The sequence below is a fragment of the Brevundimonas sp. TWP2-1 genome (assembly GCF_049897645.1).
Lineage (GTDB): Bacteria > Pseudomonadota > Alphaproteobacteria > Caulobacterales > Caulobacteraceae > Brevundimonas.
This window is the reverse complement of the sequence record NZ_JAFCWR010000001.1, coordinates 1,169,535-1,185,022: the sequence shown is the minus strand read 5'-3', so window position 1 is coordinate 1,185,022 and position 15,488 is coordinate 1,169,535. Positions and strand designations below refer to the sequence as shown.

Below are 15,488 nucleotides of genomic sequence, written 5' to 3'. Positions count from 1 at the left end.
CCATGGACGTCGTCATCTATCACAACCCCGCCTGCGGGACGTCGCGCAACGCGCTTGAGCTGATCTGCCATGTCGGCATGGAGCCGCACGTCGTCGAGTATCTGAAGACCCCGCCGTCGCGGGCCATGATCGCCTGGCTGGCCGAACGCACCAGCGCGCCGCTGCGCGACCTGTTACGCGAAAAGGGCACGCCCTTCGCCGAACTGGGCCTCGGTGATCCAGGCCTCAGGGACGATCAACTGCTCGACGCGATCGAGGCCCATCCGATACTTCTCAACCGCCCGATCGTCGTCAGTCCCCTGGGCGTTCGACTCTGCCGGCCATCGGAGGCCGTGCTCGATCTTTTGCCCGACGACGATCTCAAACCCTTTACCAAGGAGGACGGCGAGGTCGTCATCGACGCCGCCGGCCAGCGGGTGAAGCGATGATCGACACCCCCGTGACGACTACGTCGCCGCGTCGCCTGTCCTTCCTCGACCGCTGGCTGACGCTGTGGATCTTCGTGGCCATGGGTCTCGGCGTGGCTCTGGGGACGCTGGCGCCGGGTCTGCCCGCCTGGATCAATAGCCTCTCGATCGGCACGACCAACATCCCAATCGCCGTCGGTCTCATCCTGATGATGTACCCGCCGCTGGCCAGGGTCCGGTACGAGGCGCTGCCGCGTGTCTTCGCCGACAAGCGGGTGCTGGCCCTGTCGCTGTTCCAGAATTGGGTGCTGGGCCCGGTGCTGATGTTCGCGCTGGCGGTGATCTTTCTGCGCGATCAGCCGGAATACATGACCGGCGTCATCCTGATCGGACTGGCGCGCTGCATCGCCATGGTGCTGGTGTGGAACCAGCTGGCGCGGGGCGATAACCAGTATGTCGCCGGTCTCGTCGCCTTCAACTCGATCTTCCAGATCCTGTTCTTCAGCCTCTACGCCTGGATCTTCCTCACCGTCCTGCCGCCCCTGTTCGGCCTGCAGGGCAGTGTGGTGGACGTCAGCGTCTGGACCATCGCCGGGGCGGTCCTGGTCTACCTCGGTCTTCCCTTCCTGGCCGGCTTCCTGACCCGTCGCAGCCTGATCGCCCGCCGGGGCGCCGATTGGTACGAGCGGCGCTTTCTGCCGCGCATCGGACCGATCACCCTGATCGCCCTGCTGTTCACCATCGTGGTCATGTTCAGCCTCAAGGGCGGGGAGGTGGTGGCCCTGCCGCTGGACGCCCTGCGCATCGCCATTCCGCTGACGATCTACTTCCTTGTGATGTTCGTGGTCAGCTTCCTCATGGGCAAGCTGATCGAGACCGACTATCCGCGCACCACCGCCCTGGCCTTCACCGCGGCCTCGAACAATTTCGAACTGGCCATTGCCGTCGCCATCGCGGCCTTCGGCCTGACCTCGCCGGTCGCCTTTGCGGCCGTCATCGGTCCCTTGGTCGAGGTGCCGGTGCTGATCCTGCTGGTGTCGGTCGCGCTGTGGATGGGACGCCGCTGGTTCCCGGATACGGCTCCGCCGGCGGACGCGGCCTGATGGTCGTCCTGCATCTCCTGGACGCGGATGACGTCGGCCTGATCGCGGCCCTGCGCGGCGCGGGTCTGCCCGAGCCTGGCGCTGGTCGATACTTCGCCGCCCACGAACACGGCGGCATCGCCGGCTATGTCGGCCTGGAAGGGGAGGGGCAGGATCTCCTGCTGCGCTCCCTGGTCGTGCTCGCCGACCTGAAGGCCCAAGGGATCGGGAGCCGCATACTGACCGCCGTCGAGGCCATGGCGAGCGATCTGGGTAGCGAACGGCTTCACCTGCTCACCACGACGGCCGAGCTATTCTTCGCCCGGCGTGCTTTCGTCTCCGCCGAACGGGCGTCCGCGCCCCTTGCGATCCGGCAAACCCGCGAGTTCGCGGACGTCTGCCCGGCGTCAGCGGCCTATCTCATCAAGGACCTCTGATGACTTTCGCCCGCCTGCGGCCGCTGCCGGATCCGGATCACCTGCCGGCTCTGGATGCAGCCTATCTGTCCGCCGACCCCGCCCGGGGGCTAGGTCCGACCGATCCCGCGCCGCGGATCCTTCTCTTGTATGGATCGCTGCGCGAGCGGTCGTATTCGCGGCTCTGTGTCGAGGAGGCGGCCCGTCTGCTGCAGCGAATGGGATGCGAGACCCGCATCTTCGACCCCTCCGACCTGCCCCTGCCGGGCGCGCCCGGCGACGACGACCACCCGGCGGTGCGCGAGCTGCGCGAGCACGCTTTCTGGTCGGAGGGCATGGTCTGGTGCAGTCCGGAACGGCATGGCCAGGTCTCCGGCCTGATGAAGCTGCAGATCGACCATCTGCCGCTCAGCCTGGGCGGCCTGCGCCCGACCCAGGGCCGCACCCTGGCGGTGATGCAGGTGTCGGGCGGGTCGCAGAGCTTCAACGCCGTCAACACCCTGCGCCTGCTGGGCCGCTGGATGCGGATGATCACCATCCCCAACCAGTCCAGCGTGGCCAAGGCCTTCCAGGAGTTCGACGAGGCCGGCCGGATGAAGCCCTCGGCCTACTATGAGCGGATCGTCGATGTGATGGAGGAATTGGTGCGCTTCACCATCCTCACCCGGCCGCACGCGGCCCAGCTGGTGGACCGCTATTCCGAGCGCAAGGCGGCCGGGATTCCCCTCGACGCCGCCTCCGATCTGTCGGGGATCGTCATCGCGCGCCAGGCGTGACCTCCCCTCGACCACGCGAACACGCCTCGCATTCCTCCCGCCTTAATACGGACCTTGACGCCATGGCCGCGGCGGCCGCCGAGCATCGCGATGGCCGTAACTCGCCAGAAGTGGCGAAAGGCTATTCTCCGGGTGACGTTCTCATCCTGACGAACCTCCAGGCCCTTGCCGCGCTTAGCAAGGGGGACCAGGCGCGGGCCGTCCGGCCGAGAACAGTAATGCCCGAAGCGGAATAGGAGCAGGACGTGCCTCGCAACGCAGCCGATTTCCTGTCGATTTACCAGCAAGGCTTCGTGAGGGTCGCTGCGTGCCGTCCCGTTTGCAGGATCGCGGATCCGGCGTTCAATCTGGAGCAGACCCTGAGGCTCGCCCGTGAGGGGAACGAGGCCGGGACCGCGTTGATGGTTTTCCCGGAGCTCGGCCTGTCGGGCTATTCCATCGACGACCTGTTTCTGCAGCGGGCGTTGCTGGACGAGGTCGAGCGGCAACTCGTGAACCTCGTGGCCGAAAGCCGCGATCTCCACCCGGTCATACTGGTCGGCGCGCCCCTCCGTCGTGAGGGACGGCTGTACAATTGTGCGGTGGCTATCCACCGGGGGCGGATCCTTGGCGTGGTGCCAAAGGGCCATCTGCCCAACTACCGCGAGTTCTATGAAAAGCGATGGTTCGCCTCCGGGCGGGATGTGGAAGGCGAGATTACGATCGGGGGCGAGACCGTTCCATTCGGAATGGATCTGCTGTTCCAGGCCGACGACGTCGATGGCCTGATCTTTCATGTCGAAATTTGCGAGGATGTGTGGGCGCCCGCGCCGCCCAGCGACTTCGCCGCGCTCGCCGGCGCGCTGATTCTGACGAACCTGTCCGCAAGCAACATCGTGGTGGGAAAGGCGGACACGCGGCGAAGACTTTGCGAGCTGCAGTCCGGCCGCTGTTGGGCGGCCTACATCTACTCCGCGGCCGGGTATGGAGAATCGACGACCGACCTGGCCTGGGACGGACAGGCCTGTATCTACGAGCTGGGGGCGCAGCTCGCGGAGACCGAGCGCTTCAGCCTGGGGTCCCAGATGGCCGTCGCGGACATAGACGTGGAACGGCTGCAGCTGGAACGTATGCGTACCGGCACCTTTAACGAGGCCGCGATCGCCAACGGGATGCCCGACCGGCGCTTTCGCCGGGTGACCTTCCATCTTGATCCGCCAGTTCACAACCTCGGCCTGCGACGACGCATCGACCGTTTTCCCTTTGTGCCCAACGATCCCTCCCGCCTCGACCAGGACTGCTACGAGGCGTTCAACATACAGTTGAGCGGGCTGGCCAAGAGGCTTGAGGCGACCGGAACAGCCAAGATCTGCATCGGCGTGTCCGGAGGGCTGGATTCCGCGCACGCCTTGATCGTCGCGGCCAAGGTCTTCGATCTGCTTGGACGTCCGCGCACGGACATTCTCGGGATCACAATGCCCGGCTTCGGCACGAGCGCGAGGACCAAGTCTAACGCCTACGCCTTGATGAACGGGCTCGGCGTGACCGTCGAGGAAATCGACATCAAGCCGCTCGCCCAGCAGATGCTGCAGGACCTGCGCCATCCGTTCGCGAGGGGCGAACCTGTGTACGACACGACGTTCGAGAATGTGCAGGCCGGGCTCCGGACAGATCTCCTGTTCAGGGCCGCCAATCAGCGAAACGGCATGGTGCTCGGCACCGGCAACATGTCCGAGCTTGCGCTTGGCTGGTGCACATACGGCGTTGGCGACCAGATGAGCCACTACAACGTCAACGGCTCGCTCCCGAAAACCCTCATTCAACACCTCGTCCGTTGGACAGCGGCGAACCGCCTGTTCGACCCCGCGGTGTCCGACGTCCTGCTCGACATCCTGGCGACAACGATTTCACCGGAGCTCATCCCGCAGACGGCCGAGGGCGAGTCGCAGAGCACCGAAGGCAAGATCGGCCCCTACGAGCTCCACGACTTCTGGATCTACTATCTCACCCGGTTCGGGCTGCGGCCCTCCAAGATCGCCTTCCTGGCCTTGCACGCCTGGCAGGACGCCGCCGCCGGGAATTGGCCGCCGGGCTTTCCGGACGAGCAAAAGCGGGCCTACCCCATCGGGTCTATTCGCAGCTGGCTGGAGGTGTTCCTGCAGCGCTTTTTCGCCAATCAGTTCAAGCGCTCGGCCCTGCCGAACGGACCCAAGGTCACGACAGGCGGTTCTCTGTCGCCGCGGGGCGACTGGCGCATGCCCTCGGACGCTCATGGCCAGGTCTGGATCGACGAGCTGCATCGCAACGTGCCGGAGGTTCTTGATCCCGCAAGCGACGACATTCCAACGAAAGAGCCCGATGTGCTGCCCGCCGGAGGCAAACCCATCGTCCGATAAGGCCGTCGCCCGGCTGCGAACTCCGGGGTCGGAGGGGCGGTTCAGGAACCGGAAGCCGGCGCCTGCCCATCCGGCGCCCGGCGGGGCGGAAGATTAGGTGAAGGGCTGGCGACCCTAGCCGATGTCCGCCGGCCGCGCGCCCTTCGGCGCCGCATGCCGGGAGAAGCCGACCACGAGGATGGCGATCGTCAGCAGCTGAACGGCGACGCCTTCGACCGTCGGGTAGAGGCCGAGGACTTCGATCCGGGGGATCCAGGCCAGCGGGTGGACATCGAGCCAGCCTGCCTCCTGCAACGCCGCCACCCCCTTCCCGACGAGGACGACCGACAGGATGGCCATGAGGATCGAGCTCAGGGAGAAGAACCGGCCGATCGGCAGGCGCTTGCTGTAGGCCAGCAGGGCCCAGGCCACTATGGCCAGGATGACCACCGCCGTCAGGGCGCCGGCCAGCATGCCGAGGTGGCCGCCTTGGCTCCAGATCGCCGCATAGAAGAGGATGGTCTCGAACACCTCCCGGTAGACCACGACGAAAGACAGCAGGAACAGGAACCAGGCCGACCGTTTCGACAGCGCGTGGGAGAGCTTGTCGCGGATATAGGTCTGCCAGGCGTCGGCGTGCGACTTGCCGTGCATCCAGATGCCCACCGAGACGAGCACGACGGCGGCCAGAAGCGAACCGAACCCTTCGGTCAGTTCCCGGCTGGCACCGCTGATGGAGATGAAGAAGGTCGCGGCCGCCCAGGTGGCCCCGCCGGCGACCAGCGCGGCGACCCAGCCGCCGTGGACGTAGCGCAGCACCTCGGGCCGTTCGGCCTTCCTGAGGAAGGCGATCATCGCCACCACGATGAGAAGGGCCTCTAGGCCTTCGCGCAGGAGGATGGTGAAGGCGCCGAGGAAGCTGGCGACATTGTCCGCCTCCTGGGGCGCGAGGGCCCGCTCGGCCGTGTCCAGCAGGGCGTTCGCACGCGCGACCCGACCGGCGACCTCCTCGGCGGGCGCACCCCGGCTGATCGAGACGCGCAGCTCGGTCATGGCGGTCTCGACCCGGCGCAGCAGGGCGCCGTCCCGGGCGCCGAGGGCCGGCTCGATCGGCTCGACGCCGTCGAGGTAGGCGGACAGCGCCGCGTCGGTGGCGGCCTTGCGATCGCCCCGTCGATAGGCGGCCTCGCTCTCCGCCAGGCGCGTCCGCGCCAGGGTCAGCGTCGATCCGGCCGGGCGCGCCGCCGCCTCGGGATGACGTCGCAGATAGGCGGTCAGGGCTCGCGCCCGGGGTTCGCCGAGGCGGGTGGCCAGCTCGGCCGGCGTGGTCTGGGTGAGGGCGGCCAGGTCGGGGAAGGCCGCGCGGACCGCCGGATCGCCGTCCCACAGGCGCTTGCCCTCGGCGGCTTCGGCGTCGGTGAAGGCGAAGCGGCCGACATAGAAGGCCAGCGCCCAGCGGTCCTCGGCCGGCAGGTGCGAGAAGCTGGCCATCGCCGTGCCCTCCAGCCCCTGGTCGATCACCTGGTAGAGCCCGAAGACGCTGCGCTGGCGCGCGCGCTCCACGTCGGCGAAGGCGATCGCCGGCGGATCGAGCCCTTCGGCGCCGGGGCCGTCGGCGCGCCCGGTCACGCCGTGGCAGACCGCGCACTGCTCGGCGTAGAGGGCGGCGCCGCGGGCCAGGTCGGGCGGGAACGAAGGCGCAAGCGGGCTCGGATAGGCCGCCAGCACCGCGCCGGCCAGGGCCTTGGCCCGGGCGCCGACGACGGCCGGATCCGCCTTGTCCCGGATGGCCGCCTGCAGGCCCTCGGCGTCGCGCATCAGGGCGGCCTTGGCCGGGTTGGCCGGCAGGGCGTCCAGACGCGTCCGGATCTGGGTGCTGAACTCGATCATCTCGCCGTATTCGGCCGGGTTGACGACCTCGCCGTCGGCCACTGCGCCGGCGTAGTCGACCGCCACATAATCCAGCAGCCGCCAGGCGACCTGGGCCTCCGAGGCGGACGGCGCCTGGGCGAGGGCCGGGGCGGCCAGCCCTAGGGCGAACAGCAGGGTGAGCAGACGGAGCAGAGGACGCATGGGAGACCTAGTTGTGAGCGGCTCGCAATAGCATTCAAGCGACGCCGCTGTCGCGTCTAAACCGCGGACGCGCCCGGGCCCGCAGAGGCGGCCGCGATCGCGGCTTCCGGCGGGTCAGACCTCGTAACGCGCGGCCGTCAGAGGTGGATCGTGCGCTCGGCTACCGCCAGGCAGGCTTCGCGCAGGGCTTCCGGCAGGGTCGGATGGGCGTGGCTTGTCCGCGCCAGATCCTCGGCTGCCGCGCCGAACTGCATGGCGGCGACCGCTTCATGGATCAACCCGCCGGCTTCGGGGCCCAGGATGTGCACGCCGAGGATCTTGTCCGTCGCGGCGTCGGCCAGAACCTTGACCAGACCGTTCTTCTCCAGACGCGCCTTGGCCATGGCGTTGGCGGAGAAGGGGAAGCGCCCCACACGGTAGGCCACGCCGGCCGCCTTGAGGTCGTCCTCCGTGCGGCCGACCGAAGCCAGTTCCGGCCAGGTATAGACGACCGCCGGAATCGTTCCGTAGTCCACATGGCCCGCGCCCCCCGCCAGGCGTTCGGCCAGGGCGATCCCTTCCTCCTCCGCCTTGTGGGCCAGCATGGCGCCGCCGATGACGTCGCCGATGGCGTAGACCCCGTCGGCGCTGGTCCGGAACCCTTCGTCCACCGGAATAAAGCCCCTGCGGTCGGGCGCAATGCCGACCGTTTCCAGATCGAGCCCGGCGGTGGCGGGCCGTCGGCCGATGGAGACCAGCACGACATCGGCCTTGATGGTTCCTCGCGCGCCATCGCCCATGGGCTCGACGTCGAGGACGACGTCGTCGCCCTCCATCCGCGATTCGACCACCTTGTGCCCAAGGCAGAACTGGAAGCCCTGGGCCTCGAGCACCTTGTGCAGCGTCGCCGACATCTCCGAGTCGACGCCGGAGGCGATCCGGTCGAGCACTTCGATGACCGTGACCTCGCTGCCGAGCCGACGCCAGACCGACCCCAGCTCCAGTCCGACGTAGCCGCCGCCGATCACCGCTAGATGGCGCGGCGCCGCCGTCAGGCTCAGGGCGCCGGCGGAGGTGACGATCCGCCGCTCGTCGATGGGCAGGTCGGGCAAGGTCGCCGCTTCCGATCCGCTGGCGATGACCACCGCCTTGCGGGCCTGCACCTCGAAAGCGCCGTCCGCGGCGCGCACCTCCACCCGGTCGCGCGCCAGCAGCCGGCCGCGGCCCTGGAAGCGGGCGACCTTGTGCTTGCGCAGGAGGTAGGCGACCCCTTCGCCAAGCTCGGTCACCACCTTGCCCTTGTGCCGCATGACACCGTCAAGATCGGCCCGCACATTGTCGACCATGACGCCGAACGCTTCGAGATTGCGCGCCATCTCCAGCCGCTCGGTGGCCTGGAGCAGCGCCTTGGACGGAATGCAGCCGATGTTCAGGCAGGTCCCCCCGAGCAGTTCGCGGTCGTCGATGACCGCCACCGACAGGCCGAGTTGGCTCGCCCGGATAGCACACGGGTATCCGCCCGGCCCGCCGCCGATGATCACCAGGTCGTAGGAGGTCGTCGAACGGCTCATGGCGTCAGCCTTTGCTGCGAGTGGATGGGAGAGAAGGGCCCCGGCCAGCCCGAGGAACCGGCATCAGGCGCCCCCCTCATTGAGGGCCGCGTCGCGCGTCTCCATTCGGAACCCGCTTCCGGGGAGGGCCGGCAGGCGGCGGAAGTCGATCTCCAGATCCTGATCCGGCAGCCGGTAGTTCAGGTCGGCGAGCAGGCCGACGGCGCGCTCCATCAGCTCCAGGACGATCCCTTCGCCAGGGCAACGGTGACCGGTCGCCGCATCCCCACCGCCCTGGGGGATGAGACCGAACGGATCTCCGGAGCCGTCGCTGAACCGCTCCGGCCGGAACGCCTCGGGATCAGTCCAGTGTGCGGGATCGTGATTGGAGCCATAGAGGTCGAGGACCACCTGACGGCCCTCCGGGAAGACCAGGTCGCGCCAGCGAAACGGCGCGCGCACACGCCCGATCACTGCCGGGAAGAACGGATAGAAGCGTCGGACTTCCTGGACGAAGGCGCGGCGACGTCCGGGGTCGGCGACGGCCAGACGGGCCGCATCCGGGTGAGCCTGCATCGCGTGCGCCACAAACACGATGTAGACCGAGGTCGCGACAGTCGGCCGCAATACATTGGCCAGTTCGACCGCCGCCGTGTGGATCGGCAACGGTTCGCCGTCCTCGGCGCGGGTCCAGGCCCAGGCGTGGGCGGCCGTGTCCGGATCCGGCGACAGACGGCCGGCGCGAATGTCTTCAATGATCGAGCCCAGCCAGGCGTCGACGCGGCGACGCGCGTGCCTCGACCACAGATGCCGGGGGCCCCGCGATCCCGCCGCGTCGAACAGCGCCCTCAGGTGACGGACCCGCTTCGCTTCGTCGTGCGGCTCAAGCGGCACGCCGGCCCAGGCGCAGACGGCCCGCGTCAGCACCGGCTGCAGGGCGTCATAGAGCACGATGTCCTCCTCGCCGGCCCATTCGACGGTCGCGCGCCGCCACTCCGCTTCGAACAGTTCGCCCAGCCGCGCGACACGGGCTGGCGACATCAGGGACATGAACACGCCCTTGCGAGCGCGGTGGGCCTCGCCGTCCAGCCCCTGGACGCCGCCCTCGCCGAGCAGCGTGCGGCGGACCGGCGCCGGCATGGCGCCCGCCCGCACGATGCGGGTCTCGTCATAGAAGATCCGCGCCGCCTCGCGGCCTCTCAGACAGGTCGTCTCCTTCAGCGCCAGGCGGGTCTCGACGACGTCGGCGCCGGCCTGCTCGAACAGGTGGGAAAGGCGCCGATAAGGGTCTGTCAGCAGGGCCAGGGTCTGGTCGCCGTGTCGCGAGGTCGGCCGATGCGTCATCGAAATCCTCCACAAGGACGGGCGGTCCGCGACGGGAGCCGCCAATCGCCTCCAAACGTCGCGGTGGGCTAATGGCTCCGGGGTCTTTGCGCCTTCCGGATCTTCCACAGGGTCAAAGTGGCGCGGATGGATCGTGCAACGCCTCGATCACCTTGCAGGCGGAGACCCGGCCCCCGGCGCATTCCGTCGTCATCCGCGACAGTTCGCGCTGGAGGGCGCGGAGCCGGGCGATCTTCTGTTTCACATCGGCGAGATGACGTTCGGCCAGGGTGCTGGCCTCGGCGCAGGGCCGATCGGGGTGATCCGACAGATCAAGCAAGGAGCGGATCGAATCCAGATCGAAGCCCAGCTGGCGGGCATGCCGGATGAATGACAGGCGGCGCTCAGCCGCGTCGTCATACATGCGCCGGTCGCTGGCGGTGCGCGGCGGCGGCGGAAGCAAGCCGATTTCTTCATAGAAGCGGATGGTCGGAACCTTGACGCCCGTGGCGGCGGCCAGTTTGCCGATGGGGCGCAACCCGGACGAGGCGGGAGAGGGGAGGGGCATCGCGTCAGCTCGTAACGGCGGGTGAAAGGCATCTGGGGCGGGGAGGGATCATCGGCCCAGCCCCATCAGGACGACGGCGATGCCGAAGGCGGCGATCGTGGAGGCGCCGGTGAGCGCCATGCCGAAGGCCGGGACCGCCGCGCCCTGCGCGTAACCCAGGGCGAAGAAACCCCGACCGACCAGATAAGGAGGGACCAACACCAGCAGCAGGATCATCTCCTCGCCGCGCAGCACGGTGGCGAGCACCAGGTGGGCGCTCACCGCCAGAACGGTCTGTTCAAGCGAGTTCTGTAGCACGGCGGCGGGTACGGCGAGCCTGGCGCCGGGCGCCGCATCGGCGGACCCGGCCGGTCGGCGTCGGACCGGAAACGGATGCTGGCCACCACCCTCAAACACCCCGCGAGCCACAGGAAGACCGGGAGATTCGCCTGCAGGGCATAGGCCAGCCTATCGGCCGTCGCCATGTCGCGCGCCGCGCCGAGAAGGGGCGGGGAAAGCCGCAGCCAGGCGGAGGCCGCCGCTGAGGCGGTGATGAGAATCGCCGGCGCCGAGCGGACGGCGATCGCCCTCTGTTCGGCGGGAAGCCTCATCGCGCCGCCCGTCCCAGGGTCGAGGACGCCGCGCGGCTGTCCGAGCCCCGGACGGTGAGGAGGAGCAGCGCGACGCCGCAGACAATGGCCGCATCGGCGAGGTTGAAGGTCGGCCAGTGCGCCGCCCCCCAATGAAGATCGATAAAATCGGTGACCGCGCCAAAGCGTAGCCGGTCGACGAGGTTCCCGATCGCTCCACCGGCGATGAGGCCTGCGGCGGCCGCCGTCACGGCGCTGCGCGTGCGCCAGATCCACGCCAGCAGGGCGCCGATGATCAGGAAGGCCACGGCGCTCAGCGCCCAGCGGCCGACGGCGCCTGAGCCGGCGAACAGGCCGAAGGTGACGCCGGGGTTGAACCCGAGACGCAGCGAGAGAAACGGCGTGAGGTCGATCGGAGCGTCCAGCTGAGCGCGCGCCGCGGCCTTGGCGGCCTGATCCACGACGGCGATCAGCGCCGCGAGCGTGAAGGCGATCGTCTGCAGGCGGCCGGGAACGCGTCGCGTCGGGTGCATGGTGATCATGAAGCCTCCAATGGATTTCAACTGATTTTGGGCCCTCTAGTTACTAGAGGATCAAGCGGGTTTTATCTGACGGGCGTTTCTTTCATGGAAGCCATGCATTCTCGGCATGATCGTCTAGCCAATGGGAGATGCATGCTTCTCGCGAAAGGGTAATCCGATGACTGAACCCCCTCTCGTCCTGTGCACTTCCTCGCCGGCTGCAGTTGCGGCGTGGCCTCCAGGTTCGACGGCGCCACCCCGCCTACCGGCGCATCCTGATGGCGGTGATCGCCGTCAACGGCGCCGCCTTTATGGCCATAGCCAGCGGCGCCTCCCTGCAAGGCTCGGCGCCCCCTGGGCGCCAATGTGCTCGACTTCCTGGCCGACGCGCCACCTACGGCATCAGCCTGGCCGTGATCGGACGTTCGGTCGCCGTGCAGTCCGGGGCGGCCAATGGCCAAGGCGCCAGCCTCGTTGCGTTGGTGCTGTTATTCCTCAGCTACGCGATCTCGCGAGCCACCTCCGGGGCGCCGTCCTGTGGCATCACGGGACTGGGCGCTCTGGGCTTCTTCGCCAACGCCCTGGCCGGCTTACTGCTGGTCCGCCACTGCGCAGGCGACTCCAACGTCCGCTCGCTCTGGCTATGCGCGCGCAACGACTTTATCCAGAGCCTGGCGTCGCGGCGACCGGCGGAGCGGTCTGGCTGACCGGTTCACGATGGCCCGACCTGATAGCGGCAGCGCTACTCAGGTGAAGATTGCGCATTCTGCAATCTCGATCCACCTGCAGACGCAGCGAAAGAATCGGACGCGATCAGCGTGCGCTCGCTTAAAGATCGCTCGACGTTGCTGAATAGGTCGAGATGGCCGACGATGCGCCACTCTCGGCCTTGCATGTCGACTTTCCCTCTCCCTCACCGCGGATTGGTGGTCACTCGAAACAGTCGCAGCCCCCGAACACTGTAACAGATTGCTTGATCGCCCGAATGAAAGTATCCACCACGCGATGGCGTGGCCAATTGCGACATGGGCAAGACTGATACTGGCGGTGACCCTGGTCTCCGCCGTGTTTTTCGTCGCCCCGATCGCTGACGCCGCGACCTGCGTCCCGGAGACGGCATCGGCTCACGCCATGGTCGTTGAAGATGCGGGCGATGGCGACCAGGTCGACCTTGGCGCTGGGCACGGAGTCTGCACCCACGGCCACTGCCACCACAACGGAACTGCCCGTGCGGATGTCGCCGACCACATCGCGATGCAGATCCACGCGCGGCCTGTTCACGCCTTCCCCTCGAGTGATTTTCCGTCGTCGATCTCTCCCGACGGCCTGAAGCGCCCTCCCAGAGTCTGACCGGACGTCTGCGCCGCCGTGCGCGCGAACTCGTGTCAAATTTCTGGAAGATGAATCATGCCTCCCTCATATCGCAGGCCGCCGCGTTTCGCGGTCGGCTGCGCGTTGGCCGCATTCGCGGCCGTGCTGGCCAGTCCCGCTTGGGCTGACCCCGCGCCGTCCTTCGCCGAGCTGCTCGCCCAGCTGGGTCAAACCCCGGCCACCCTTGAAGCCGGCGCCCTGTCGGACGCCGCCGAAGCACGTGTCCGCCAGGCCCGTGCGAGGCCTAATCCGACGATCGCTCTCGACGCCGAGAACGCTTTCGGCACGGGGCCCTTCTCGGGCTACGCCAATGCCGAAACCACCTTGTCGATCAGCCAGGACCTCGAGCTCTGGGGACGCCGGACCGCTCGGGTCAATGTCGCCCGCGCGGAGGCTGGGACAGCGGCTCTGCAGCGCGATCTCGCCGTCATCGACGCTGCTGGAAGACTCGCGCAGGTCTATGCCGATGCGGAAGCCGCCCAAAGGCGGGCCGTCCTCGCTGAAGAAAGCCTGACCCTGACCATCGCCGATGCAAGGGCCGCCCTTGTTCTCGTCGAGGAAGGGCGCGAGCCCCTGCTACGCGGCATTCAGGGTGAAAGCGAAGCAGCTGCAGCGCGCGCCACGCGGGATGAGGCCATCGCCGAACGCGACGCGGCGTTCGCCAGGCTGACCGCTGTCGCCATGCTGGCGGCGCCAGTAACAACGATCGACACCAGCCTGCTCGACCTGCCGCCTGCCCCCGCCTTTGTGGCGCCAGCGGATGCACCGACCGTTCGTGTCGCGGAAGCGCAACGGGCGGCCGCCGAACGCCGGATCGACGTCGAGCGGATACGCTCTCGTCCGGACATCAACGCCAGCGTCGGTGTCCGTCGCTACGAGATGGAAGACGCAACGGCTCTGACGTTCGGCGTCAGCATGCCGCTGCCATTGTTCGACCGGAACCGCGGAAACATCGCTGCGGCGCAGGCGGACTTCCGTGCCGCGGATGCGCGGCTCCTTGGCGCCCGTCAGGAAGCCCAGGCCGATCGCGCCGCGGCGCGGGCGCGGCTCGCCGCATCCGTCAGCCGGGTTTCCGCCGCCGATGCGGGAGTGGCGTCTGCGGAGGAAGCCTATCGCCTGTCGCGAATCGGAACCGAAGCGGGGCGCATTTCCCAGCTTGAACTGCGGGTCACCCGCACAGCCCTGATTTCTGCCCGGACGTCTGCCGTCGATGCGCGCCTCGCGCGCGTCCAGGCCGAGATCGAACTTGCGCGCCAGGACGGCCGCGCCCCCTTCCAAGGAGCCCAGTGATGCGCAAGCGCACATCCAACAAGACGTTGCTCATCGGCGGAGCCGCCGCCATCGTCCTTCTCGGTGGAGGCGGGCTCTTCCTGCTCACACGCGGACCGGATGCCGCTCCAGCGGCCGCACCGGCCGCTGCCGAAGGTGAGGCGGGTCACGCGGAGGAAGGCGCCCATGCCGAAGGCGAGGCCGAAGCGCCAGAAGGCTTCGTCGCACTGAGCGCGGCCCAGGCCCAGGCCGCGAGCCTGATTGTGGTCGGCGTCGGTCGGGGAGGGGGGGCGGAAACCCGTCTCTCCGGGCGGGTCGAGCCAATGATCGACGCGCGCGCCGCTGTCGCGGCGTCCGTCGGCGGGCGCGTTGAGCGGGTTCTCGTGGCGCCGGGTCAGACGGTCCGGATCGGCCAGCCTCTGGCGAGCGTCGTGAGCGGCGAAGCCGCAACCTTCCGGGCGGATGCGGACGCTGCGGCCGCTGAGACCGAGGCGGCGCGCCAGGCCTATCAACGCAACCGCAATTTGGCGGATCAGGGCGTCGTCGCCCGACAGGAAGTCGAGGCGTCCCGCGCGCAACTGCTCAGCGCCGAAGCCGGCGCACGGGCGGCTCGCGCGCGGTCCAGCGCGGCGGGCTCGCCCAACGCGTCGGGCCGCCTCAGCGTCACCAGCCCCATCGCCGGGGTCGTGACCAGCGTTCAGGTCGGGCCGGGCGGTTTCGTCGCCCAGGGTGGCGTTGTCGCCGAAGTCACGAACCCGGCCAGGGTTGAGCTCGTCTTCAACGCGCCGCCTGCGTTGGCCGCCAATGTACGAGCCGGGGCTCCTCTGCGGGTCAGCAGCCCGAGCGGCGATTTTGACGCCGTCGTCACCGGCGTCGCCGCGGGCGCGGGCGGCGAGAGCGGCGCCACGGTCATCCGGGCCCGACCGACGGGCTCCGTCCTCCCACCGGCCGGCTCCGCCGTTACCGGTGCGATCGTGACGGGCGAAACCACGGGCGGTCTCACCGTTCCGACCGAGTCCGTCCAGACCGTCGACGGGAACACCGTCGTCTTCGTTCAAGTCCCGAACGGCTTCCAGGCCCGTCCGGTGCTCGCCGGTCGTCAGGCCGGGGGGCGGACTGAAATCCTGCGCGGCCTCACCGGGGCTGAACGGGTCGCTGGCACAAACGCCTTCCTCCTCAAAGCCGAGCTCGCCAAGGGCGAGGCCGAGCACGGTCACTAGGGGCGCACCG

General features: G+C 68.5%; 15 protein-coding genes. 8 read left to right on the top strand and 7 right to left on the bottom strand.

Annotated features, from left to right (window positions below):
- Window positions 1–2: 2 nt before the first annotated feature.
- The 5 genes from arsC to ACP7BH_RS05925 all read left to right on the top strand — a co-directional run bounded on the left by arsC (window position 3) and on the right by ACP7BH_RS05925 (window position 5,056).
- A complete protein-coding gene (gene arsC, locus ACP7BH_RS05945; RefSeq protein ID WP_313633055.1) occupies window positions 3–428 on the top strand; it encodes an arsenate reductase (glutaredoxin) in 426 nt (141 codons plus the stop codon).
- On the top strand, window positions 425–1,510 hold the full coding sequence (gene arsB, locus ACP7BH_RS05940) for an ACR3 family arsenite efflux transporter (RefSeq protein ID WP_134581263.1): 1,086 nt from the start codon (window positions 425–427) through the stop codon (window positions 1,508–1,510). The genes arsC and arsB overlap by 4 nt, the downstream gene beginning before the upstream one ends.
- Window positions 1,510–1,926, top strand: a complete 417-nt coding sequence (locus tag ACP7BH_RS05935; protein WP_134581262.1) for a GNAT family N-acetyltransferase — start codon at window positions 1,510–1,512, stop codon at window positions 1,924–1,926. Before arsB ends, ACP7BH_RS05935 begins: the two co-directional genes overlap by 1 nt.
- Window positions 1,926–2,681 carry an arsenical resistance protein ArsH gene (arsH, locus tag ACP7BH_RS05930; protein WP_134581261.1) on the top strand — a complete coding sequence of 252 codons (756 nt, stop codon included), beginning with the start codon at window positions 1,926–1,928 and terminating at the stop codon, window positions 2,679–2,681. The genes ACP7BH_RS05935 and arsH overlap by 1 nt, the downstream gene beginning before the upstream one ends.
- A gap of 245 nt (window positions 2,682–2,926) precedes the next feature.
- Window positions 2,927–5,056: an NAD(+) synthase gene (locus ACP7BH_RS05925; RefSeq protein ID WP_339928398.1), complete on the top strand. Its 2,130-nt coding sequence runs from the start codon at window positions 2,927–2,929 to the stop codon at window positions 5,054–5,056.
- A 114-nt stretch (window positions 5,057–5,170) separates the two neighbouring features.
- Here the strand turns inward: ACP7BH_RS05925 and ACP7BH_RS05920 are convergent, their stop codons facing one another.
- The 6 genes from ACP7BH_RS05920 to lspA form a co-directional block, all read right to left on the bottom strand.
- Complete coding sequence (locus ACP7BH_RS05920; protein ID WP_425982962.1) at window positions 5,171–7,108, bottom strand: FTR1 family protein; 1,938 nt, start codon at window positions 7,106–7,108, stop codon at window positions 5,171–5,173.
- Window positions 7,109–7,245: 137 nt separating this feature from the next.
- On the bottom strand, window positions 7,246–8,658 hold the full coding sequence (lpdA, locus tag ACP7BH_RS05915) for a dihydrolipoyl dehydrogenase (protein ID WP_425982964.1): 1,413 nt from the start codon (window positions 8,656–8,658) through the stop codon (window positions 7,246–7,248).
- A 63-nt stretch (window positions 8,659–8,721) separates the two neighbouring features.
- Window positions 8,722–9,981 carry a cytochrome P450 gene (locus tag ACP7BH_RS05910; RefSeq protein ID WP_425982966.1) on the bottom strand — a complete coding sequence of 420 codons (1,260 nt, stop codon included), beginning with the start codon at window positions 9,979–9,981 and terminating at the stop codon, window positions 8,722–8,724.
- Window positions 9,982–10,093: 112 nt separating this feature from the next.
- The gene (locus tag ACP7BH_RS05905) at window positions 10,094–10,528 is read right to left on the bottom strand and encodes a MerR family transcriptional regulator (RefSeq protein WP_040349346.1); all 435 of its coding nucleotides are present in this window, start codon (window positions 10,526–10,528) and stop codon (window positions 10,094–10,096) included.
- Between the two features lie 48 nt (window positions 10,529–10,576).
- The gene (locus tag ACP7BH_RS05900; RefSeq protein WP_425982968.1) at window positions 10,577–10,924 is read right to left on the bottom strand and encodes an MAPEG family protein; all 348 of its coding nucleotides are present in this window, start codon (window positions 10,922–10,924) and stop codon (window positions 10,577–10,579) included.
- A 190-nt stretch (window positions 10,925–11,114) separates the two neighbouring features.
- The gene (gene lspA / locus ACP7BH_RS05895) at window positions 11,115–11,639 is read right to left on the bottom strand and encodes a signal peptidase II (RefSeq protein WP_134581258.1); all 525 of its coding nucleotides are present in this window, start codon (window positions 11,637–11,639) and stop codon (window positions 11,115–11,117) included.
- Window positions 11,640–11,896: 257 nt separating this feature from the next.
- Here lspA and ACP7BH_RS05890 point away from each other — a divergent pair, with 257 nt between their 5' ends.
- On the top strand, window positions 11,897–12,325 hold the full coding sequence (locus ACP7BH_RS05890) for a hypothetical protein (RefSeq protein ID WP_165117316.1): 429 nt from the start codon (window positions 11,897–11,899) through the stop codon (window positions 12,323–12,325).
- A 223-nt stretch (window positions 12,326–12,548) separates the two neighbouring features.
- Here the strand turns inward: ACP7BH_RS05890 and ACP7BH_RS05885 are convergent, their stop codons facing one another.
- On the bottom strand, window positions 12,549–12,884 hold the full coding sequence (locus ACP7BH_RS05885) for a hypothetical protein (RefSeq protein WP_156796407.1): 336 nt from the start codon (window positions 12,882–12,884) through the stop codon (window positions 12,549–12,551).
- A 141-nt stretch (window positions 12,885–13,025) separates the two neighbouring features.
- On the opposite strand from ACP7BH_RS05885, the gene ACP7BH_RS05880 reads away from it, so the two are divergent.
- Window positions 13,026–14,279: a TolC family protein gene (locus ACP7BH_RS05880; protein WP_339928422.1), complete on the top strand. Its 1,254-nt coding sequence runs from the start codon at window positions 13,026–13,028 to the stop codon at window positions 14,277–14,279.
- On the top strand, window positions 14,279–15,478 hold the full coding sequence (locus ACP7BH_RS05875; RefSeq protein ID WP_339928424.1) for an efflux RND transporter periplasmic adaptor subunit: 1,200 nt from the start codon (window positions 14,279–14,281) through the stop codon (window positions 15,476–15,478). The genes ACP7BH_RS05880 and ACP7BH_RS05875 overlap by 1 nt, the downstream gene beginning before the upstream one ends.
- The last annotated feature ends 10 nt before the right edge of the window (window positions 15,479–15,488 follow it).